Genomic DNA, 22,216 nt, shown 5'->3' with positions numbered 1-22,216 from the left:
AGCCCTCGAAGTGAGGCACCGGCAGGGCTTATTGGGCGCTTCCGGCCAGAGAGTCCAGGAACGCCTTCATCACCGGTCCGCCGGATGTGGATCCGAGTTCGCCTTCCTCGATGAACAGCGCGACGGCCAGGTCGCCCTGAAGTGCCGTCACCCAGGCGTGGGTGCGCGGCGGAACGTCTGAACCGAACTCCGCTGTTCCGGTCTTGGCGAGCACGGGTTCGCCCGGAACCGATCCCAGCAGCTGCACACCGCCGTCGGTCACTACCGCGCGCATCATTTCCCGCAGCGCCGCGGCTTCGTCCGCCGTCAGGGGTGTGCCTTCCGCAGCGGACGGAGAGGCTGACGACGGCGCTGCCTCACCTTCTGCCTGCTCGACCAGCACGGGGGAAACGAGGCTTCCGTTTCCGATGGAAGCAGCGGCAACGGCCAGCGCGAAGGGAGAGACCAGCACCTGGCCCTGCCCGATCATCGAGGCGGCATGGGCGGTGCCCTCCGCGGTGTCCGGCACGGACCCGAAGTACGCCCCGGTGCCGATCGGCGATTCCACTCCAATGCCCAGGCTCCGGGCCGCCTCGGCGAGGGCCGACTGGGAGATCTCACCGCGGGCGTTGATGAAGGCGGTATTGCAGGACTGGGCGAAGGCCTGGATCAGCGGAATCTCGCCCAGGAACTGAGCGGGGTAGGTGCTGGCGTTGTTGAAATTCCGCCCATCGACGTTCAGTTCTGCCGGGCAGGAAACCGTGCTTTGCGCCGTGGCGCCGGCGCGGAGCATGGCCAGGGTGGTGGCGAGCTTGAAGGTGGACCCGGGGGCGTACTGCCCCAGCAGCGCGGTCTGCTGTCCCTGGCTGCCGGGACCGTTGGCCACGGCCAGCACGTGGCCGGTGGAAGGCTGGATCGCCACCAGTGCCGAAGCCGAAGGTTCGTCTTCCAGCACGGACTCCGCGAGCTCCTGCATTCCGGCATCCAGGGTGGTGCGCAGCTCACCCTGTTCGCCGGGTTCCTCGAAGAGCACCGCCGAGCTGGTGCCGTCGGCCGTGACGGTCCGGACACTTACGAAATCTGCGCCGCGCAGCACTTCGTCATATTCCCGCTGCAGTCCGGACAGCCCGGTGACGTCACCGGGAGAGAGCCTGCCATCGGACTCTTCGATCAGTTCTGCCGTCGCTTCCCCGGCGGAGCCGAGCAGAGCCCGGGCGAAAGTGCGGGTGGGGGCCAGGGAGAGGGTAGAGGCCAGCGCAGCTGCGCCGGGAATCTCCGCGACCTCCGCCTGGAAAACATTCGGCGGACTCACTGCATCCTGCCGCAGAGTGATCGCTTCAACGAATGCCTCCGGGCCGGCGGACTTGACCTGCTCGGCGAACGGAGCCGGATCCAGTTCCAGGAATTCGGCCAGGGCCGTGGCGGAGGCCTCGAGCTGTTCCTCCGCTATGCGGGTCTTGTCGATTCCTACCCGCCAGACGGGCCGCTCCGTAACCAGCACCTGGCCGCCGGTGCCGAGGATATCTCCGCGCTGGCGGGGTCCGGTTTCGAGCAGCAGGGAGTCCTCCGGAGCCAAATCCGGATGAACCGTTTCCGAAGTGAGGCGGACCTGCCACTCCTCGTCCTCGCCGCGCTGGAGTGCCACCGTGGTGTCGTAGGTGTAATCGTTGTCCGAGGCGTTGACGTCCCAGACATAGTTCAGCGTAGCCACTGCCTCACCATCGCCGGTTTCCTCCACGGATGCGACGCTGACGGACGGTTTCAGCGGGGCCATGCCAGAGGTCCAGTCCGTGAGGAGGGCGTTGGCTTCTTCCGCGGTGGCGTCCAGGAACACACTTCCCGAGACATCCAGTTCAGCCAGTCCGTCCGCGAGGGTTTGCGCCGCCTCATCGGGTGCCGGGCCGTCAGCAGAGCACGCGCTCAGCGAGAGCCCCAGGACGGCAACGGACAGAACGGACGCGAGCCAGCGGTGTTTCCCCATCCGCTCAGGGTACCGGGGCGGAACGAAAAAGCCGGTAGAAGAAGCGGACACGGGTGCCGGCCGGCACCCGTGTCCGCTTCCGTCAGTTTGTCCGTTAGCCGTGGACCCCGGAGCTACACCACTGCGGCCTGGGCAGCGGCGCCGGTGCCGGCGCGGTCCTGCCGCACCAGCTCAGCGCAACGCTCACCGATCATCATGGTGGTGATGTTCGGGTTCACTGTGGTGAGCTCGGGCATGACCGAGGCGTCCGCCACGCGCAGCCCGGTGACGCCCTTGACCCGCAGCTGCGGATCCAGCGGTGACATGGCGTCGTCGGGCGCTCCCATCCGGACCGTGCCGGCCGGGTGGTAAACCGTGTTGTGCGTCTTCCTGATGTACTCGGTGATTTCCTCGTCCGTCTGCACGTCCGGTCCCGGGTACAGCTCGCGGCCTGCCCACTCGGCCATAGCCGGGGATGCAACGATCTCGCGGGCCTTCTTAATGCCGTAGACCATCACGCGCATGTCATGCGGATCCGTGAAGTAGCGCGGGTCAACCATGGGCTTATCGCGGAAGTCCCGGCTGCGCAGCCGCACGGTGCCGCGGGAGCGGGCGTGGGTGACATTCGGGGTCAGGCAGAACCCGTTCTCCGTGGTGGGGTAACCCTGGCGGAGGGTATGCATGTCGAACGGGACCGAACCGTAGTGGAACATCAGGTCTGGGCGGTCAAGGCCCTCTTCCGTCTGGGTGAAGATGCCGATTTCCCACCACTGCGTGGAGGTTTCGGGCATCGGCTTCTTCGCTTCCCACTGGATGACACCCTCCGGGTGGTCCTGCAGGTTCTCGCCCACACCGGGGGAGTCCACCCGGACGTTAATGCCGTGCTCCGCCAGGTGGTCTGCCGGGCCAATGCCGGAGAGCATCAGCAGCTTGGGGGAGTCGATCGCCCCGGCGGAGAGGATCACCTCGGTGCGTGCCGTGAGGGTGTGGGTGCGGGCGAACTGCCCGTCCACCACGTCGACGCCGGTGCAGCGGTTGTTCTCGCCGAACTTCAGTTCCCGGGCCCGCAGGTCGGTCAGCAGGGTGAAGTTGGGCCGGTCCATGATCGGGTGGATGTAGGAGACGGACGAGGAGGAGCGGGTGCCGTCCGCCCGCCGGTTGATCTGGAAGAAGTTGGCCCCGTTGATCACGGTTTCACCGGTATTGAACTTCACCCGCGGGATTCCTGCCTGCTCGCAGGCATCCAGCAGCGCCACGCCGCAGGGGTCGCTCGGCGGGATGTTCATCAGGTGCACCGGCCCGCTGTCCCCATGGTGCGGGGCATCCGGACCGGCGTCCTCGTTCTTTTCCAGCTGCTTATAGAGGCGGAACGCCATTTCCGAGTTCCAGCCCTCGGCGCCGAAGCGGGTTTCCCATTCGTCAATGTCTTCCCGCGGTGCCCAGAAGGCAATGCAGGAGTTATGGCTGGAGCATCCGCCCATCACCTTGGCGCGGGCCTGGCGCATAAAGGAGTTGCCGTTCTCCTGGGGCTCGATCTGGTAGTCCCAGTCGTAGCCGGATTCAAGCAGCTCCATCCAGCGGTCAAGCTGCAGGATCTCTTCCAGCCCGCGGTCATCCGGGCCGGCCTCCACCAGTGCTACCTCAACGGACGGGTCCTCGCTGAGCCGGGACGCGGCGGCCGCCCCGGCGGAGCCGCCGCCAATGACGATGTAGTCGAACTCGCTCTTGTGCAGATCAGTCATGGAACTTAGTTGACCTTTCCGTGGTCGGTGAACCAGCCGGTCACCTGGGGGTTGATGTTCTGGTAAATGTGCTTGGCTTCCTGGTATTCGCCCAGTCCGGTGGGGCCGAGTTCCCGGCCGACGCCGGAGATCCCGAAGCCGCCCCATTCGGCCTGCGGCAGGTAGGGGTGGAAGTCGTTGATCCAGACGGTGCCGTGGCGCAGCCTGCGGGCCACGCGCTGCGTCTTGCCGGCGTCGGCGGACCAGACGGCTCCCGCCAGGCCGTAGGCGGTGTCATTGGCCAGGGCAACGGCCTCGTCTTCACCGTTGAAGGTCTCCACGGTGACTACCGGGCCGAAGGCCTCTTCCAGAAGCGCGGAGCTGCCGCGCTGGATGTTGTCCAGGACAGTGGGCGCGTAGTAGAAGCCTTTTTCCAGCTCACCGGTGCCCCAGGTGCCGCCGCAGCGTACCCGGGCGCCTTCCGCCACGGCATTCTTCACGTAGTCCGTCACCTTGTCCCGGTGGGCGGCGGAGATCAGCGGTCCGGTCTCGGCGTTTTCATCGAACGGGCCGCCCATGCGGATCTGTTCGGCGCGGCGGACCAGCTCGGCGACGAAGCGTTCAGCGATTGGCTCTTCGACGATCAGGCGGGCGCCTGCGGAGCAGACCTGGCCGGAGTGGACGAAGGCTGCGTTCAGGGCGTTGTCCAGGGCGGCGTCGAAGTCGGCGTCGGCGAAGATCACGTTGGGGTTCTTGCCGCCCAGCTCCAGGGCGACCTTTTTGACCGTGCCTGCTGCCGCGGCCGCGATGGTCTTGCCCGTGGCGACGCCGCCGGTGAAGGAAACCAAGTCGACGTCGGGCGATTCGGCCAGCGGCGCGCCGGCCACCGCACCGGCACCGAGCACCAGGTTGGCCGTGCCGCGGGGCAGGCCCAGGTCCGCCAGGACCTTCATCATCAGGATGGACGTGGACGGCGTCAGCTCCGAGGGCTTGAGCACAAAGGTGCAGCCGGCCGCCAGGGCGGGGGCGATCTTCCAGGCAGCCTGCAGCAGCGGGTAGTTCCAGGGTGCGATCAGCCCGCACACGCCAACCGGCTCGTACTCAATCCGGGAGACGACGTCGGGGTTCCCGGCGTCCACGATCCGGCCGGCGTTCTGGCCGGCGATCTTTCCAAAGTAGGTGAAGCAGGCAGCGATGTCGTCCATGTCGATTTCGCTCTCGGACAGCCGCTTACCGGTATCCAGGGTCTCGGCGCGGGCGAACTCGGCCTTGCGGGCCTTCAGCTCGGCTGCGACCCGGAGCAGGAAGTCGCCGCGCTCCGGAGCCGGGACAGCCGCCCACTCGCCGCGGTCAAACGCTGACCGGGCCGAGGCGATGGCCTTCTGGGTGTCCTGTGAGGTGGCCTCGGAAACCACGGTGACCAGCTCGCCGTCGGCAGGGTTGCGGATTTCGCGGGTGCCGCCGTCGGATGCGGGAACCCACGCCCCGTCGATGAAAAGTGTTGCCGGTGTACTCATCGTTTCTCCTCCCCGCCGACAAAGTCGGCGTCCCAGTTGTCTTTCACAACCGGGTCTTCGGTGATTGCGGTGTTTCCGGGCATCTCCCGGTTGAGGTGCAGGAATTCAAGGTGGCGCTCGTAGTGGTCCAGGACATCGGTGATCAGCTGGTCCTTGGTGTAGCCCATGACGTCGTAGCCGTGGCTGCCCTCCAGCGAGAACACCTCCATGCGGAAGTACTTCGTCTCGGCGGACGCGCTGCGCAGGGCGTAGGACGGGGTCTCGTACTCCACGGGATAGACCTGGTACTTGAACGGGCGTTCATCGCCCAGGCCAACGGTCAGGTCAGCGGACAGGATGCCGCTGCCGGCCTCCGACTGGGAGAGCGAGACTTCGGCGCCCTTGGCCTCGAGCTCGTCATGCACCTCGGCCAGCGCCGGGCAGGCCACGGTTTCCACGAAACGTGCTGCCTGCCGGCGTCCGGGATAGGACATGGCGCGGGTCAGGCGCTGGCGCCAGGTGCGTCCGCCGCGGGGATCCGGGCTGCGGCCGGCGATCATGCTCGGCAGGGAGGCGCGGAAGCTGGCGGCAAGGGAGTTCTCCACTCTTAGTGCCTTGTAGACCCCGAGCATGATGAACAGCAGCAGGATGGACAGCGGCAGGCCCATGATGATGGTGGCGTTCTGCAGGGTGGTCACGCCGCCCACCATCAGCATGGCGAGGGTGAGCAGGCCGGTAATGACAGCCCAGAAAACGCGCATCCACTTCGGTGCGTCAGAATCGGCGTCCTTGAGGTGCGAGGTGAAGTTGGCCATCACCAGGGCGCCGGAGTCTGCGGAGGTCACGTAGAACAGCAGGCCGGTGAAGGTGGCGATGGCTGCGGTGGCGGGCAGCCAGGGGAACTGCTCCAGCAGTCCGTAGAAGGCCCGCTCCGGCTGGTTCATGGCCACCTCGCCGAACGCTGCGTTGCCTCCCATGACCAGATCCAGGGCGCTGTTGCCGAAGATGGAGATCCACAGCAGGATGAACGCGAAGGGCACGATCATGACGCCGAGCACGAACTGGCGGATGGTGCGGCCGCGGGAGATGCGGGCCAGGAACAGTCCGACGAACGGTGCCCAGGCGATCCACCAGGCCCAGAAGAACAGGGTCCAGCCGGAGAGCCATTCATCCGGCCGGTCGTAGGCCATGGTGTCCAGGGTCATCCCGGGGAAGCGGCTAAGCACGTCGCCGATGTTCTGCACGATCCCGTCCAGCAGGAAGCTCGTCTTGCCGGCAATGAGGATAAAGACCATCAGGCCCAGAGCCAGGATGACGTTGAGTTCGGAGAGGCGGCGGATACCCTTTTCAACGCCGGAGACCACGGAGACGATAGCCATGATCACGGAGAGGGCGATCAGTGCGATCTGCACGGTGAGGTTTTCAGGGAGGCCGAACATAAAGCTCAGGCCGTAGTTCAGCTGCACGACGCCGATGCCCAGTGAGGTGGCGATGCCGAAGATGGTGCCCAGCAGGGCAGCGATGTCCACGCCGTGCCCCAGCGGGCCGTCGATCTTCTTCCCGAAGATGGGATAGAGCGCGGAGCGGATGCTTAGCGGCAGGTTGTGCCGGTAGGCAAAGTAGCCCAGGGCCAGGCCCATCAGTGCGTAGAGTGCCCAGCCGGTGATGCCGTAATGGAAGAGAGTCCACACCAGTGCCTGGCGTGCGGCTTCTGCGGTAGAGCCGTCACCGGTCGGAGGGGCAAGGTACTGGGTGACCGGTTCGGAGACCGAGAAGAACATCAGGTCGATTCCGATGCCCGCCGCGAAGAGCATGGCACCCCAGGTAAACAGGCCGAACTGCGGCTTGGAGTGGTCGGGTCCGAGCTTGGTCTTGCCGATCCCCGAGAGTGCCAGGACCAGGACGAAAACCACCACCATGGTCACCACCAGGAAGTAGTACCAGCCCATGTTGGTGGAGACCCAGCCAACCATGGTTCCGATGACTTCCTCGGCGGATTCGGTGGAGATCATGGCCCACAGCGCAATCGCCGTGATTCCCACGGCCGAGCCGGTAAAAACCACCTTGTTTGTCCGGGTTTTCTCCACGGCCGCGGGCGGCGCTTCGGATTCTGCAGTCTTGGTCATGACGTCCTTCAAGGCTGTGCGAATAAAAAGTAAGGTCCCTTAGTCGTGACTTTTACCCTAGCAAGTGCCCTTGTTTGGCGCGGATTTGTGTGACACGGGTCAAACTCGCCGGCCTGGGTCCCCAGCCGTCGTCACTGCTCCGGATCACGGCAACCATGCTGCCGGGCCTGTCCTGTCCGGGTACTGTCCTGCTAACCTCCAAAGAGGTGCGGAATACGTGGTGCACCTCACACTTACCGGTTCCGGGGGACCTCCGGCCGGACCGCTGGATCGATCCGGAAGCCTCCTTTGGGACCGTGATGACGGCAAGCTGAAGGAGCGGGAATGTCCGAGTTGGACGTGTTGCTATCCGAGACAGAGCGGACTTTTGGCCTTCGCCAAATCCAGGCCGGACATGCACGGATGCTGGTAATCGGCCGGGACCTGCACCAGCCGATCGGGGAAGTCTGGAATGCACTCTCCGACCCCGCCCGGCTGGCTGTTTACTTCGCGGAGCCGAGGGGTGAACTGCGGCGCGGCGGTGATTATGAAATCGACGGCTTCTCCACCGGGACGATCCTGCGCTGCGATCCTCCCCGCATGCTCACAGTCACCTGGCTTCCGCCGCACGGCAATCCGGGAGAGCTCGAGATCCACCTGACAGATGTGGATGGCTCAACCCGGGTGGAGCTGCTTTATGCCTCCGTCCGCAAGAGGTTCGCGGTCATAGATCCCGAAGCCACCGCTTGGGCAGCCGGCCCAGGCTGGGAGTTTTTCCTGGACCGCCTGGACGCGCATGTTCACGGCAGGGAGACAGGGCCCAATGTTGTGAGCTGGAGTCAGATGGAGGAAGCGGAGCAGGAGCTGTACCGGGCGCGCAACACGGAATGGGAGCGTGTCTGGGATGAATTTGAGCGGCAGCATGCGCCGTTGCCTGGCCCAGAATAAGCGCAGGTCAGCGACGGGTTGATGCCTGTGGAAAACTTTACAGGCAAGGTTGAGTGAAGTACACTCAAGTTAGTTGAGTACGGTCGGATGAAGCGAGCAGGCTCAGTGGGCTCCAGCCGGAGCTGGGAACCTTCTGGGTTGCGTGTCCTGTTCCTGCAGGTGCTGGCCAGTCCGCCGGGAGCTTGAACGGTTTACCTGAGCCTGAAAAGGAGCCCGCCGTGGAGACCAAGTTCACGAACAAGAGCCAGGAAGCGCTGCAGGCTGCGGCCATGAACGCAACCACCGCCGGCAATCCCCAGATCGAACCGGCGCACCTGCTTAAAGCGCTCATGGACCAGCGCCAGGGCGTGGCGGTCGCGCTGCTGAAAGCGGCCGGCGCGAATCCCGACGCCGTCAGCGTTGCCGCCAGCAACGCCATCCACGACCTTCCCTCCAGTTCCGGTTCCTCCGTCCAGCAGCCGCAGTTTTCCCGGCCGCTGCTGCAGGTGATCAATACTGCGCAGCAGGAGGCCGCGCAGCTGGGGGACGCCTACGTTTCCACGGAGCACCTGCTGCTGGCGCTTTCGGTGGACAACGGTCCCGCCGGCAAGGCCCTGCGGGATAACAATGCAGGCCACGACGTCCTGGCCAGTGCCCTTCCTAGTGTGCGAGGAGACCGCAAAGTGACCAATGCCGATCCGGAGAATACCCTCCAGGCGCTGGAGAAGTTCAGCACCGACCTCACCGAGATGGCACGTGCCGGCAAGCTTGACCCGGTGATCGGACGCGACTCGGAGATCCGCCGAGTCATCCAGGTCCTCAGCCGGCGTACCAAGAACAATCCGGTCCTAATCGGTGAACCGGGTGTCGGCAAGACCGCAGTGGTTGAGGGCCTGGCCCAGCGCATTGTTGCCGGTGACGTCCCGGAAAGCCTCAGCGGCAAGACCCTGCTCTCTCTGGACCTGGGGTCCATGGTGGCCGGGGCAAAGTACCGCGGCGAATTCGAGGAACGGTTCAAAGCTGTCCTGGAAGAGATCTCGAACTCCGAGGGCCAGATCGTCACGTTCATTGATGAACTCCACACTGTGGTCGGCGCCGGCGCGGCCGAGGGGTCCATGGATGCCGGAAACATGCTCAAGCCCATGCTGGCCCGCGGTGAACTGCGGCTCATCGGCGCCACGACCCTGAACGAATACCGGGAGAACATCGAAAAGGACGCCGCGCTTGAGCGCCGCTTCCAGCAGGTGTTCGTCGGCGAACCCAGCGTCCCGGACACCATCGGGATCCTGCGCGGCCTGAAGGAACGCTACGAGGCACACCACAAGGTGGCGATCGCCGACTCCGCCCTGGTTGCCGCAGCCACCCTTTCCAACCGCTACATCACGGGCCGCCAGCTCCCCGACAAGGCGATCGACCTGGTGGATGAGGCAGCGTCCCGGCTGCGCATGGAGATTGACTCCGCACCGGAGGAAATCGACGAGCTGCGCCGCGCCGTCGACCGCCTCACCATGGAGGAGCTGGCCATCAGCGGCGAAACGGATGAAGCTTCGCTGGAACGCCTGGAAGTCCTGCGCGAGGACATGGCGAACAAGAAGGAACAGCTCGCTGCCCTCAACGCCCGCTGGGAGGCGGAGAAGGCCGGCCTGAACCGGGTGGGCGACATCAAGGCACGCATCGACGAACTGCGTTCCCTTGCCGAGAAGGCCCAGCGTGACGGGGACCTGACCGAAGCCTCCCGCATCCTCTACGGCGAAATCCCTGCGATGCAGAAGGAGCTCGACGCCGCGCAGGAAGCTGAGGAGGACAAGTACGGCGACGGCGCCCGGGAGCTGATGGTCTCGGAGGAAGTTACGGCAGACGACATCGCCGAGGTGGTTTCATCCTGGACAGGCATTCCGGCCGGCCGCATGCTGCAGGGTGAATCCCAGAAACTGCTGGACATGGAATCCGTCATCGGGTCGCGGCTGATCGGCCAGACCAAGGCTGTGCAGGCCGTCTCGGACGCCGTTCGCCGGTCCCGTGCCGGGGTTGCCGATCCGGACCGGCCCACCGGATCTTTCCTCTTCCTGGGTCCCACCGGCGTCGGAAAGACCGAGCTGGCCAAGGCGCTCGCAGAGTTCATCTTCGACGATGAGCGGGCCATGGTCCGGCTGGACATGAGTGAGTACGCGGAGAAGCACACGGTTTCCCGCCTGGTTGGTGCCCCTCCGGGGTACGTCGGCTACGAGGAGGGCGGCCAGCTTACGGAAGCCGTTCGGCGGCGTCCGTATTCCGTGATCCTTCTTGATGAAGTCGAAAAGGCCCACCCGGACGTCTTTGACATCCTGCTCCAGGTGCTCGACGACGGACGGCTCACCGACGGGCAGGGCCGCACCGTGGACTTCCGCAACGTGATCCTGATCCTGACCTCCAACCTCGGCTCCCAGTTCCTCGTCGATCCCGGGCTGACGGAGGAACAGAAGCGAGAATCGGTGATGTCCATGGTCAACGCGAACTTCAAACCGGAGTTCCTGAACCGCCTTGACGACGTCATCCTCTTCGATCCGCTGAACCTCGAAGAACTCTCCGAGATCGTGGACCTGCAGGTCAAGGCGCTGGCCGCACGGCTGCGGGACCGCCGTCTGACCCTGGACGTCACTGACGCCGCACGGGAATGGCTGGCCCTGACCGGCTACGATCCGGCGTACGGCGCCCGCCCGCTGCGCCGCCTGGTGCAGCGCGAGATCGGCGACAAGCTGGCCAAGGGCATCCTGGCCGGACGGATTTCGGACGGAGACACCGTGCTGGTGGACCGCCAGGAGGTCATGGGCGACGAGCTGGCAGAGCCGGGGCTGAGTGTCCAGACAGCAGCGCCCGTCGGCTAGGTTCTCCACCGGAGAGCCAAGACAGCAAAAAAGGGAGGCCCGCTTTTTAGCGGGCCTCCCTTTTCGCCGTGGACTTACGGCTGGACGATCAGGGACTCAGTCAGGTCCTCACCGGGTGCCACCACAAAGCAGTCAACACGCCGGTCACCGGCGTCCCACGAACTCTGCGTGGGAACTGCCCGGTTCAGTTCCAGATCCGTGTATTTCGAAGCAGCATCGGTGTAGATCACGGAGGAGCAGACCTCTTCGGCCTTAGCAGCCAGGGCGTCGGTGCCCGGGAAGGTGTCGGAGTCCGCGTAGGACTGGCTGGCCACCAGCTGCGCATTGTGCGGCGTTTCGCAGGTCACCACAGTCACCTCGGAGTTCACGCTCTGGAAGTCCTGCAGGCAGGCGCCTGCTTCCAGGTCCACCGGAGCTACCGAATCTTCAAGCACGCCTTCTTCGCGGTTGCTGTCCGCGATGATTGTGGCGAGCCAGATGCCCAGCAGCACCACAATAAGGATGGAACCCAGCAGCACCAGGGCACGCGTCGTCTTGCCGGGGCCCTTGCCGCGGGCCGCAGCTTCCTCCGCTTCACGGGTACGCCGTGCACGGCGGGAATCAGCCGGGACCGCGCTGGAACCGGACGGATTCACCGTGTGGGTGAGGCCCGTTTCCACGGGATCCTTCTTGGTCAGCGTCAGTGATTCGAAGGAATCGGTGACGGGCGCAGCGATGTCCGTGCTGCCGCTCTGAACGGTCGAGGTCCGGATCGACGGAGGTCCGGTCTTCGCTTTGGAGTCCACCTCCGGCTTCGGCGACTTCTTGTCCCCGGCGGGTTCCGGGTCCTTCGCAGGACCGGAGCCTGCCGATGCCTTCGGGTCCCCGGCAGGGCCGGACTTGTCTGCTGCCTGGTCTCCGGCTGCTTTCCCGGCCGGTTCGCTCACTGCAGTTGCGCCCGGCTTCTCCCTGGACGTGTTGTCTGCGGATGTGCTGGCGCCGGGCTTGTCTTCACCGGACTCGTCTTCGGGTTTGCCGTCGCCGGATTCCCCGGCCGGCGCCCCGGCCGGGCTGTCCGGCAATGTTTCGGGTTCAGCTGCTTTCCCGGGTGCGGTGTCCTTCCCAGGTCCACCGGGTTCATCGTCGTCGGACTGCTTGCCGGGAGTCCTGCCCTCTCCGGACGGCTTGTCCTTCGTTGCCGGCATGCCGTCCGCTGCTTCACCAGGCTTCTCAATGGCCGGCTCAAGGTCGGTGAGGCCGGTGCCGGGCTCGACTGCGACTTCCGTGCCTTCCGGCGCGGGCTCGGAAATTCCTGCCTGCTTGCCTGCTTCAACGGCTTCCTCGGAAACCGCGCGGACTTCGGCAGCGGTCTCGGGAAGGGAAGCGGCTTCTGCGGCATCCGAACTGATGGACGGTGTATCGAGGGACGGCTCTTCCAGATGCACGTCTTCAGCCGGGACAATGCTGGGCTCCGCCGGGGCTGCGTCCTGCGTCTCGGCGTCGAAAGCGCCTTCCCACAGGTCCGCGTCATGGGAACCGGAAAGCCACTCGGGGGAGTCCGTGTGCGCGGACAGATCTGGGACTGAGCCCCGGGCAGGCTCCGCGGAGCCGGTGCCGCGTTCCGCGTCGGCAGCTGCGGCGGGCGGGGCCCCGCTGCCGCCGGGTAGCTGCGAACCTGCCGGGACACCGGCACCGGCACCGCCACCGGGGGTGCTGCCCGCGGGGTCCTTCTGGACAGAATCGTCTTTACGCTCAGCCTGGCTGTTCGGTTTGTTCGGTTTGTTCGGTTTGGCCGGGCTTGAGGTGGGCTCGTCTGCCGGCCCGGAATTCTGCTTGGCTCCGGGGCCGGGACGGACTGCGGGGCGCTTTGCTCCCTTGGAACCAAGCAGGCCCTTCGGAACTGTGCCCTGCTTTGCAGCCGCCGGGCGCTTGGCGCCGGCGGGCTTTGTTCTGCCGGCCTTGCCGGGTTTGCCGGGTTTAGCCGGCTTAAGCGGCTTCGCCGGGCCGGACGTCCGGTCAGCGGGGTCGCCGGGGCCGGGGCGCCCGTTGGAGGCAGGCTGCTGGGGCTTGATAACTGGAATGCTCCTTGTGGAGGGGTTGTTCCGGACCGGGGGTGCGGTCTTGCGGGGCGGTGGCTTGGAGCCGGATCCCTTGGAAACGCCGCTGCCTGCAGCGGTGCTCCCGTTCGCGGGGGAGGGGCGATGGGACTTCCCGGGCAGGGCCGGTCCCTGCCGCGGTGTCCTCTTTTGATCGCTCATGGTGAACGCCGGTCCTCCCTGTCCATGGCCGCGAAGGTGTCCCGCGGTATCTGTTCCTCCCCGACTTTAGCGAATTTGCAGGTCGGGGCGCAGTACGCGCCGGGAGGGGGAAAGGACTAAACTAGGAAGTTGAGTGCGCCTGCGGGTCCTGAGGGGCACAACCCAGCGGGAAAACATGTAACCTGTAGTTACGACAAATTGACCAAATATTCCGGGGCCTCGCTCTCCTGCCCGAGCGACCACCTCCGGATCGACGCAAAAAGGGGGTCACGCCATGGGGCGCGGCCGTCAAAAGGCAAAAGCAACCAAGCAGGCACGCGAGATGAAGTACTTCACTCCTGCCACGGATTACTCAGCCCTGCAGCGCGAGCTGTCAGGACCCTCGAGCCGTCCGTCGAGTCGATATCCCGAGGAACCGGCCGAGCCGGATTACTCGGCGTACGAGGATAAGTACGCAGATCAATTTGGCGATGAAGACGACGAGGATGAGGGTTCCCGCCGCATCGGATAGATGCCGGCAGACTTTCATTCTTCGGCAAGCTAATTGCCCTCCTTCAGCGGATCACCATCATGGTGGATCCGCTGAAGGGCGTTAAGGGGCGAAATTTCCCCCGGCGGACGCCCGCCCCGGGAAGCCTGGGCCTCCCATTCCCCCCGCGAGATTACAGAAACTGCCCGTATCAAGGCTGATACAGGCAGTTTCTGTCATCTCGATGAAGTGTGGGCGGCTCCCCGCGGGAACTTACGCGTAGCTGCCCACCAGGCGGACGGCACCGCCGTCGACGCCCTTGGCGCCCTGCACATAGTTGGGATCGCCGGTCTCGGAATCCGATACAGCGCCAACGGTTCCCATGGTCCAGGCCGGAACACCGCGCTCGGCCAGGCGGGCCAGAGCGGCGTCGGCACCGGCGGCGTCCACGATGGCCACCATTCCGACGCCGAGGTTCAGGGTGCGCTCCAGGTCCGGCAGCGGCACGTTGCCCAGTTCGCTGACCAGCTTGAAGACCGGCGGCAGTTCCCAGGTGGAACGGTCCACGGTTGCTTCGAGGCCCTTGGGCAGCACGCGTGCCAGGTTGGCGGCCAGGCCGCCGCCGGTGACGTGGCTGAAGCCGTGCACGCCGGCGGGGGCGTAACGGGCCAGGTCCAGGCAGTCGGCAGCGTAGACACGGGTCGGTTCAAGGAGCTCTTCGCCCAGTGTGCGGCCCAGCTCGGGAATCTGGCGCTCAAGCTGCCAGCCGGCGTGGTTGATCACGCGGCGCACCAGCGAGTAGCCGTTGGAGTGGATGCCGGAAGACGCCATGGCAATAACGACGTCGCCCTCCCGCACGCGCTCCGGGCCCAGCAGGTCTGCTGCTTCCACCACGCCGGTGGCTGCACCGGCGACGTCGTACTCATCAACGCCCAGCAGGCCGGGGTGCTCGGCGGTTTCGCCGCCCACCAGTGCGGTGCCGGCAACCTCACAGGCGGCAGCGATGCCGCGGACAATGTCCGCGATGCGCTCGGGGACAACCTTGCCGCAGGCAATGTAATCGGTCATGAACAGGGGTTCGGCACCCACAACCACGATGTCGTCCACCACCATGCCCACCAGGTCGAACCCGATGGTGTGGTGGATGTCCAGCGCCTGGGCGATGGCGACCTTGGTGCCGACGCCGTCGGTGGAGGTGGCCAGCAGCGGCTTCTTGTAGGTCAGCAGCCGGGAGACGTCATACAGGCCGGCGAATCCGCCCACCCCGCCAAGCACGGAATCATTGTGGGTGGCCTTGACCGCTGCCTTCATCAGTTCGACGGCCCGGTCACCGGCCTCGACGTCCACCCCTGCGGAGGCGTAGGTGATGGCGTTTTCGCTCGCGCTCATACCGATTCTTTCTTGTCTGTTGGGGTCAGGAGGGTCTCGAATTCACTGTCCGGGCCCGGGTCGCAGCCGTTGGAGCCGTCCGCATCGGACGGGGTCTCCAGCAGGTTCTTGCCCAGCCGGTCGGCCGGAGGCAGCTCGATCGGGTACTGGCCGGTGAAGCATGCCGTGCAGAGCTTTTCGCGGGGCTGCTGGGTTGCGCCGATCATGCCGTCTTCGGAGATGTAGGCCAGTGAATCGGCACCGATCGAGGTGCAGATTTCTTCGACCTTGGCGCCGTTGGCGATCAGCTCTGCCCGGGAGGCGAAGTCGATGCCGTAGAAGCAGGGCCACTGCACGGGCGGGGAGGAGATCTTGACGTGGACTTCCTTGGCGCCGACTTCGCGCAGCATCCGAACGATTGCGCGCTGGGTGTTGCCGCGCACGATCGAGTCGTCCACCACCACTACGCGCTTGCCGCGGATCACTGATTCCAGGGCGTTCAGCTTCAGCTTGATGCCCAGCTGGCGCAGCGTCTGGCTCGGCTGGATGAAGGTACGTCCCACATAGGAGTTCTTCACGAACCCGTGCGCGAACGGAATGCCGGACTGCTCAGCGTAGCCCACGGCGGCGGGAGTGCCGGATTCAGGGACCGGAATGACAATGTCCGCTTCGACGTTGTTTTCGCGGGCGAGCTGGCGGCCCATCTCCACGCGCGATTCGTACACCGAACGGCCGTTGATGGAGGCGTCCGGACGCGCCAGATAGACGTACTCGAAAACGCAGCCTGCCGGCGTCGGCTCCCCGAACATCTGGGAGCGGATGCCGTTCTCATCGATGGCGATGAATTCACCCGGCTTGATCTCGCGGATGAAGCTCGCACCGACGGTGGCCAGGGCGGAACCTTCGGAGGCCACCACCCAGCCGCGGTTCAGCCGGCCCAGGACCAGCGGGCGCACTCCGTAAGTGTCGCGTGCTGCGTACAGGGTGCCTTCATCCATAAAGACGAAGGAGAAGGCGCCGCGGAGCTTGGGCAGCAGCTCCAGCGCGGTTTCTTCCAGTGAACGGCCGTCGGTGCCGTTGAGCAGGGCGGTGACCAGCGCAGTGTCAGAAGTGTTGCCCTGGGCGATTTCACCCGAACGGGGACGGCCCTGCCGGGCCAGGATCATTTCATAAAGTTCAGCGGAGTTGGTCAGGTTTCCGTTGTGGGCCAGGGCTACCGTGCCGGCTGCCGTCGCGCCGAGGGTGGGCTGGGCATTGGCCCAGTGCGAGGCGCCGGTGGTGGAGTACCGGCAGTGCCCAATTGCAATGTGGCCCAGGAGGGTGTTCAGGGTTGTCTCGTCAAAGACCTGGGAGACCAGTCCCATGTCCTTGTAGACGCTGATCCGGCTGCCGTCGCTGGTTGCAATGCCGGCGGACTCCTGTCCGCGGTGCTGCAGCGCATACAGGCCGTAATAGGTAAGCTTCGCTACCTCTTCGCCGGGGGCCCAGACGCCAAAGACTCCGCAGGCATCCTGCGGTCCTTTTTCGCCGGGCATAAGATCGTGGGAAAGCATTCCGTCGCCGCGTGCCATGGAACTCATTCTCTCACGCCCGCCGGTTTCATCCGGCTCCGGGACAGAGCGTTACGCGGCGGGGGAAGTGCCTGTGCTACCGGGCTCGTCGTCGGCTGCTTCAACCACTGCATGTTCGGAGCGGCGCATGCTGATGCGGTCCAGGATCAGGGCGGCAATGGAGCCCAGGGCGACGCCGGGCAGTGCGAACATCACGGTGAAGAATCCCAGCACCGCTTCGCGCGTGTACTGCGGATTTTCAGGACCGCTGTACGCCATGAACAGCGCCACAATGAAGGCAACGACCGCGCCCAGGGCCATAAAAGGTACAAAGCGGGGAGCACGGCGGATGGTGATCTCGCGGCGTTCAGGGCTGTGCTGCTCGGAAGTCATGCCCAAATTCTACCGGCAGTAGAGATTATGCTGTTCCGCCGGGCGCAAGGCGGGGAAACAGCGGCAGGCATTCGGACAGGTCGGCACGCAGTCCGGAGGCCGAAACCCTGCCGCCCGCCACCGCGTCCGCCCACGCCAGGGTGCCGGTGACGAGCCCCAGCCAGGTGGCGGCGTCGGTCTCCACTACATTCGGGGGAGTTCCCCGGGTGTGCCGGGGCCCGGGAATGCACTGGGTGACGCCGAAGGGCGGCACCCGCACCTCCACGGAGTTGCCCGGCACCCGTTCTGCGAGTTCCTCCAGGGCGTAGCGAACCGCCGTCGCCGTGGTGTTCCGGTCTGCCGGCCCAGCCGATGCCGTGGTGAGGGCAGCCATGCCGTCGGCCGAAGAAATCCTGCGCCGTGCCATGACTAATCCAGCAGGGCGGTGACCGGCGCGGCCAGCCGAAGGCTGCCTACGGGCTCTCCGCCGCCGAGGACTGGCGGAACGGTTTTGGCCAGAACCTTGAAGACGCCCTCAGGGTCAATGGCACCGCTGGCGGCGAGCAGGGTCAGGCCCACCAACGTGGCGGCGCGGCCATTGCCGTCAAGCATCTTCAGGGCGACCGACACTCCGGTTTCGGTTCCCAGGACAAGTACGCCTTCAGCACCGCTCTTGGCGATGATGCCAAGGTCTTCCATGACCACGGTGTTCTCCCGGCCGGTGCCGTGGACGGCCCAGGGGTAGTCCAGCATGGCCGTCGCAACGGTAGCGGCGCGTGCGTCGCCGTGCTTGTCCGACGGCGCCTTGGCCAGCTTCCCGATTCCGCGGGCCAGGCCGGTCAGCGACACCGCGGCCAGGGGAGCGCCGCAGCCGTCCACTGCCCAGTGCGCGGCCTTCTCCTCGCAGAAATCCTCGAAGACCCGGACGATTCCCTGCTGCAGCGGGTGGGCGGGGTCCAGATAGGTGCGGGTGTCCCATCCGTTCTCGGTGCACGCCCACAGGAATGCCGCATGTTTGCCGGAGCAGTTGAAGGCGATGCGCTGTTTGCCCTTGCCGGAGCGGATCAGCTCGGTCCGTGCCTGTTCGTCCTGCGGCCAGTCCACCGGGCACTGAAGGTCCGCTTCGGTGACGCCGGCGGCTTCCAGCATTCCGCGGACGACGTCGGTGTGTTCCTTCGCGCCGATGTGGCTGGCAGCGGCCAGCGCCACCTGCGGTCCGCGCAGCGGCACACCTGCCTGCATAGCGGCCACCGCCTGAAAGGGTTTCAGGGACGAACGCGGGAAAACCGGGGTGGTGATGTCGCCCAGGGCGGTCACCACCGACCCGTCACCGGAGAGCACGACGGCGGAACCCACGTGACGGGATTCAATGAAGCCGTTGCGCTCCAGGACAGCAAGTTCAACGGCGTCGGAGGCAGTGAAAGTGGCAGACATACTGCCAGTCTACGGAAGTCCGGGCGAGGGGCCGGGACGTCTCCGGCGGGGCGCGGAACGGGCCTTGCCGGGGCGGACGGCACGGGCAGCGAGGCAGGGGAGCGATGACCGCCCCGGCACCGCCATCGAGGCAGCCTGCCTCACTGCCCGGACCGGCGGGCCGAAAGCACCGCCACGTTTCACTATCCGGCGGCCGAACCTCCCGGGCAACGGTTCAGGACAAAAACCGTACCGGCAGGGGCCGCGTCACGGAGCCGCGGCGGCTTTCGAGGCGTGCATCGCAGCCAGTAGTCTGAACTCTTGTGAAGGTTCTCGTTGTTGGCCCCGGCGGCCGCGAACATGCCATTGTCCGGGCCCTGCTGGCCGACCCCTACGTTACGGAAGTCCATGCGGCTCCCGGCAACGCCGGTATCGCGCAGGTAGTGCCAGTCCATTCAATTAACGCCAGCGATCCGGAAGCGGTCACCGCTCTCGCCCGCGAGCTTGGATCCGACCTCGTCGTCGTGGGCCCGGAAGCTCCGCTGGCCGCCGGCGTCTCGAACGCCCTGGTGGAAGCCGGGATTCCGGTCTTCGGTCCGTCCCGCGAAGCAGCCCAGCTGGAGGCATCCAAGGCGTTCGCCAAGCAGGTCATGGCCGAGGCGAACGTGCCCACCGCCATGGCCCGGGTTGCTGCCACCGCCGAAGAAGCCGCCGATGCACTGGACACCTTTGGCGCTCCGTACGTGGTGAAGGACGACGGGCTGGCAGCGGGCAAGGGCGTGGTTGTCACCTCAGACCGCGACGAAGCCCTGGCCCACGCGCAGGCCTGCTTCGACGCCGGTGGAACCGTTGTGATCGAAGAATTCCTGGACGGCCCCGAGGTTTCCCTCTTTGTCCTTTCCGACGGACGGCATGTGGTGCCGCTGGCACCGGCCCAGGACTTCAAGCGCATCTTCGACAATGACGAAGGTCCCAACACCGGCGGCATGGGTGCCTACTCGCCGCTGGAATGGGCACCGGCCAACCTCGTGGAAGACGTCATTGCCCGGGTGGCCCAGCCCACCGTGGACGAGATGGCATCCCGCGGCACCCCGTTCGTGGGCGTGCTGTACTGCGGTCTGGCACTGACCTCCCGCGGCCTGCGGGTCATCGAGTTCAACGCCCGGTTCGGCGATCCGGAGACCCAGGCCGTGCTGGCCCGGCTCAAGACCCCGCTCGGCGGGCTGCTGCTCGCAGCAGCCAAGGGCGAACTGGATGCCATGGAACAGCTGAAGTGGGACGCGCGCACGGCCGTCGCCGTCGTCGTCGCGTCCGAAAACTACCCGGACACCCCACGCACCGGAGATCCGATCCTGGGCCTGGTGGAAGCCGAGGCGATCGAGGGCGTGCACGTCCTGCACGCCGGTACCGCCATCGAAGCCAACGAAATCGTCAGCGCCGGCGGGCGTGTCCTGGCTGTCGTGGCGCTGGGGGAGAACCTGGCCCAGGCCCGGCAGCTGGCCTACGAAGGCGTCGACGCCATTGAGCTTGAGGGATCCCAGCACCGCCGGGACATCGCACTGAAAGCCGAGCGCGGCGAAATCGTGGTGCCTGCCGGCAGCGCGGGAGTGGACATCGAAGAGGACCTGGCATGAGCAGCGCACCCCAGCTGCAGGGCTGGACACATATCTACTCCGGCAAGGTGCGGGACCTGTACGTGCCCGCCGGCCCGGATGCCGCCCAGGACCGGGTGCTGGTTGTGGCCAGCGACCGGATCAGTGCCTACGACCACGTGCTCTCCAGCATCATCCCGGACAAGGGCCGGATCCTCACGCAGCTGAGCCTGTGGTGGTTCGACCAGCTGGCCAACGTCCCCAACCACGTTCTTTCCGCGGACGAGGGCATACCGGCCGAAGTGGCCGGCCGTGCCATGATCTGCAAAAAGCTGGAAATGTACCCCGTAGAAGCCATTGCCCGCGGCTACCTCACCGGGTCCGGGCTGGCCGAGTACCGGCAGTCGCAGACCGTGTGCGACGTGCCGCTTCCGGCGGGACTGGTTGACGGCTCCCGGATCGAACCGGCCATCTTCACTCCGTCGGCCAAGGCTGAAGTGGGCGAGCATGACGAGAACATCAATTACGACGCCGTCGTGGCAGCTGTCGGTGCCGATACGGCCGCCAAAATCCGGGACCTGACCCTGGAGATCTACACCACGGCCGAGGCCATTGCCCGGGACCGCGGAATCATCCTGGCGGACACCAAAGTTGAGTTCGGGCTGGACCCGGCCACCGGCCTGGTCACTCTGGGCGATGAGGTGCTGACCCCGGACTCCTCGCGGTTCTGGGACGCGTCCCTGTACGAACCTGGCAAGGCCCAGCCGTCCTTCGACAAGCAGTACGTCCGGGACTGGCTGACTTCCGCCGAATCCGGCTGGGACAAGGCATCCGATACCCCGCCGCCGGCCCTGCCCGCCGACGTCATCGAACGCACCCGCGCCCGGTACGTCGAGGCGTACGAACGGCTGACCGGAAAGACTTTCGTTTAGGTTTTCCACCGCAGGCCCCGGGAGTTTCCCGGGGCCTGCAGTGTTTTGAACGCGTGGTGCGTGAACTCAGCGGGAGAACGTCAGATGAGTGACGCCGTCGTCGGCCGCTTCGGCGACGGCCTCGTAGCCGTCTTCCAGGCCGCGCAGACCCTCCCAGAGGTTGATGCCCCGGCCCAGCAGGATTGGCGTGATGCCCACATGGATCCGGTCCACCAGCCCCGCTTCCAGGAACGCTTTGACCACTGTGGGTCCGCCGCCGATCCGCACGTCCTGGCCGCCCGCGGCGTCGACCGCCAGGTCCAGGGCATCCTGCGGTGAGGCGGAGAGGAACTCAAAGCGGGTTCCGTCCGGCATCTCGATGGGCTCACGGGCATCATGGGTGAGGATAAAGACCGGGTACTGGAACGGCGTCTCGTCGCCCCACCAGCCCTTCCACTCGGGATCGTCCGGGAAGTTGTGCAGCCCGAACATTCCCGCGCCCATGATCTCTGCGCCGATACCTTCGAAGTAGGCGGCGGCATACTTCTCATCCACTCCGGTGGTGCCGGTGCCGCTGCGCTGCAGGACGCGTTCCTGGAACGTGCGGGTGGCCGTGTACGGGCCCACCAGCCGGCCCCAGTCTTCCCCGAACGGGCTCTCCGGCGTCTGGTCCGTGGTGGTGGCGTACCCATCCACGGAAATGTTCAGATCCACGCGGACGGCCATGGGAACTCCTGGGCGGTAGGGGCGGCGTGGAACCGAGCATACCCGCCGAGGTCAGTGGTTCAAGAGGCGGCGGAAACCGGCTGCTGAGCGCGTTTCACTGACACGATCTGGCGCACCAGCGCGCAGGTTTCCCCGGATCCGTCCGTTACCCGCACATCGACCACGGTGGTGCGCCCGGTCCGGGTCACCTGCGCCTCAGCGGTAAGGGTCCCGCGTGCCGGGCTGAGGAAGTTGGTCGAGGACTGCATCGTTGCCGGTGCAGCGGAAGGGTCCCCGGAAGCCATAACCGCCATGACTGCTGCGGCAATGTCAGCCAGGGCCATAACAGCACCGCCGTGTACGCCGCCGCCGATGGTCCCGTACTCCGGCCGCCCGGGAAGCTGTGCGACGACGCGGTCCGGACCAAGATCCGGGAAATCCACGCCCAGGTGTTCAGCAAAGGGGACGAGCGAGCGGATCATGTCAGGGGTGATGCTCATGGATGTGTCCTCCGTGGTCATTGCTGGCAGGCGGCTGTGGCCCGGGA

The 22,216-nt window shown here is 65.9% G+C and carries 17 protein-coding genes; 5 read left to right on the top strand and 12 right to left on the bottom strand.

What is annotated here, in order from left to right:
- Nucleotides 1-28: 28 nt before the first annotated feature.
- From ACWGQ2_RS06075 to betT, 4 genes are all read right to left on the bottom strand, one after another.
- Complete coding sequence (locus ACWGQ2_RS06075) at nucleotides 29-1,960, bottom strand: penicillin-binding transpeptidase domain-containing protein (RefSeq protein ID WP_452015286.1); 1,932 nt, start codon at nucleotides 1,958-1,960, stop codon at nucleotides 29-31.
- Nucleotides 1,961-2,073: 113 nt separating this feature from the next.
- Nucleotides 2,074-3,681 carry a GMC family oxidoreductase gene (locus ACWGQ2_RS06070; protein WP_452015284.1) on the bottom strand — a complete coding sequence of 536 codons (1,608 nt, stop codon included), beginning with the start codon at nucleotides 3,679-3,681 and terminating at the stop codon, nucleotides 2,074-2,076.
- Nucleotides 3,682-3,686: 5 nt separating this feature from the next.
- A complete protein-coding gene (locus tag ACWGQ2_RS06065; protein ID WP_452015282.1) occupies nucleotides 3,687-5,177 on the bottom strand; it encodes an aldehyde dehydrogenase family protein in 1,491 nt (496 codons plus the stop codon).
- Nucleotides 5,174-7,282: a choline BCCT transporter BetT gene (betT, locus tag ACWGQ2_RS06060; protein ID WP_325791555.1), complete on the bottom strand. Its 2,109-nt coding sequence runs from the start codon at nucleotides 7,280-7,282 to the stop codon at nucleotides 5,174-5,176. Before betT ends, ACWGQ2_RS06065 begins: the two co-directional genes overlap by 4 nt.
- A 324-nt stretch (nucleotides 7,283-7,606) precedes the next feature.
- Between betT and ACWGQ2_RS06055 the strand changes: the two genes are divergently transcribed.
- Both ACWGQ2_RS06055 and clpB read left to right on the top strand, forming a co-directional pair.
- A complete protein-coding gene (locus ACWGQ2_RS06055; protein WP_452015280.1) occupies nucleotides 7,607-8,209 on the top strand; it encodes an SRPBCC domain-containing protein in 603 nt (200 codons plus the stop codon).
- A 218-nt stretch (nucleotides 8,210-8,427) separates the two neighbouring features.
- Entirely contained in the window at nucleotides 8,428-11,052 is a 2,625-nt protein-coding gene (gene clpB, locus ACWGQ2_RS06050; protein ID WP_452015278.1) for an ATP-dependent chaperone ClpB, read from the top strand.
- 74 nt (nucleotides 11,053-11,126) lie between these two features.
- On the opposite strand, the gene ACWGQ2_RS06045 is transcribed toward clpB, so the two are convergent.
- Nucleotides 11,127-13,289, bottom strand: a complete 2,163-nt coding sequence (locus ACWGQ2_RS06045) for a septum formation family protein (RefSeq protein WP_452015276.1) — start codon at nucleotides 13,287-13,289, stop codon at nucleotides 11,127-11,129.
- Nucleotides 13,290-13,563: 274 nt separating this feature from the next.
- Here ACWGQ2_RS06045 and ACWGQ2_RS06040 point away from each other — a divergent pair, with 274 nt between their 5' ends.
- Complete coding sequence (locus ACWGQ2_RS06040; protein WP_152226029.1) at nucleotides 13,564-13,800, top strand: DUF3073 domain-containing protein; 237 nt, start codon at nucleotides 13,564-13,566, stop codon at nucleotides 13,798-13,800.
- A gap of 231 nt (nucleotides 13,801-14,031) precedes the next feature.
- Here the strand turns inward: ACWGQ2_RS06040 and purM are convergent, their stop codons facing one another.
- From purM to ACWGQ2_RS06015, 5 genes are read right to left on the bottom strand one after another with little or no spacing between them, the layout of a single operon-like run.
- On the bottom strand, nucleotides 14,032-15,147 hold the full coding sequence (purM, locus tag ACWGQ2_RS06035; protein WP_452015274.1) for a phosphoribosylformylglycinamidine cyclo-ligase: 1,116 nt from the start codon (nucleotides 15,145-15,147) through the stop codon (nucleotides 14,032-14,034).
- Nucleotides 15,144-16,697, bottom strand: coding sequence for an amidophosphoribosyltransferase (purF, locus tag ACWGQ2_RS06030; RefSeq protein WP_452015272.1), 1,554 nt, complete (start codon nucleotides 16,695-16,697; stop codon nucleotides 15,144-15,146). The genes purM and purF overlap by 4 nt, the downstream gene beginning before the upstream one ends.
- Nucleotides 16,698-16,748: 51 nt before the next feature.
- Nucleotides 16,749-17,069, bottom strand: a complete 321-nt coding sequence (gene nrfD, locus ACWGQ2_RS06025) for an NrfD/PsrC family molybdoenzyme membrane anchor subunit (protein ID WP_452015270.1) — start codon at nucleotides 17,067-17,069, stop codon at nucleotides 16,749-16,751.
- Between the two features lie 25 nt (nucleotides 17,070-17,094).
- Nucleotides 17,095-17,475, bottom strand: a complete 381-nt coding sequence (locus ACWGQ2_RS06020) for a sterol carrier family protein (protein WP_452015268.1) — start codon at nucleotides 17,473-17,475, stop codon at nucleotides 17,095-17,097.
- A 2-nt stretch (nucleotides 17,476-17,477) separates the two neighbouring features.
- The gene (locus tag ACWGQ2_RS06015; RefSeq protein WP_452015266.1) at nucleotides 17,478-18,482 is read right to left on the bottom strand and encodes an asparaginase; all 1,005 of its coding nucleotides are present in this window, start codon (nucleotides 18,480-18,482) and stop codon (nucleotides 17,478-17,480) included.
- 302 nt (nucleotides 18,483-18,784) lie between these two features.
- Between ACWGQ2_RS06015 and purD the strand changes: the two genes are divergently transcribed.
- Complete coding sequence (gene purD / locus ACWGQ2_RS06010) at nucleotides 18,785-20,095, top strand: phosphoribosylamine--glycine ligase (RefSeq protein ID WP_452015264.1); 1,311 nt, start codon at nucleotides 18,785-18,787, stop codon at nucleotides 20,093-20,095.
- Nucleotides 20,092-20,985, top strand: a complete 894-nt coding sequence (locus ACWGQ2_RS06005; protein WP_452015262.1) for a phosphoribosylaminoimidazolesuccinocarboxamide synthase — start codon at nucleotides 20,092-20,094, stop codon at nucleotides 20,983-20,985. Before purD ends, ACWGQ2_RS06005 begins: the two co-directional genes overlap by 4 nt.
- A gap of 66 nt (nucleotides 20,986-21,051) precedes the next feature.
- On the opposite strand, the gene ACWGQ2_RS06000 is transcribed toward ACWGQ2_RS06005, so the two are convergent.
- Both ACWGQ2_RS06000 and ACWGQ2_RS05995 read right to left on the bottom strand, forming a co-directional pair.
- Nucleotides 21,052-21,690, bottom strand: coding sequence for a dihydrofolate reductase family protein (locus ACWGQ2_RS06000; protein WP_452015260.1), 639 nt, complete (start codon nucleotides 21,688-21,690; stop codon nucleotides 21,052-21,054).
- Nucleotides 21,691-21,749: 59 nt separating this feature from the next.
- Nucleotides 21,750-22,169, bottom strand: coding sequence for a PaaI family thioesterase (locus ACWGQ2_RS05995; RefSeq protein WP_452015258.1), 420 nt, complete (start codon nucleotides 22,167-22,169; stop codon nucleotides 21,750-21,752).
- Nucleotides 22,170-22,216: the final 47 nt, after the last annotated feature.

Source organism: Arthrobacter sp. NPDC055585, assembly GCF_053619115.1.
This window is presented reverse-complemented; position numbering and strand designations above follow the sequence as displayed.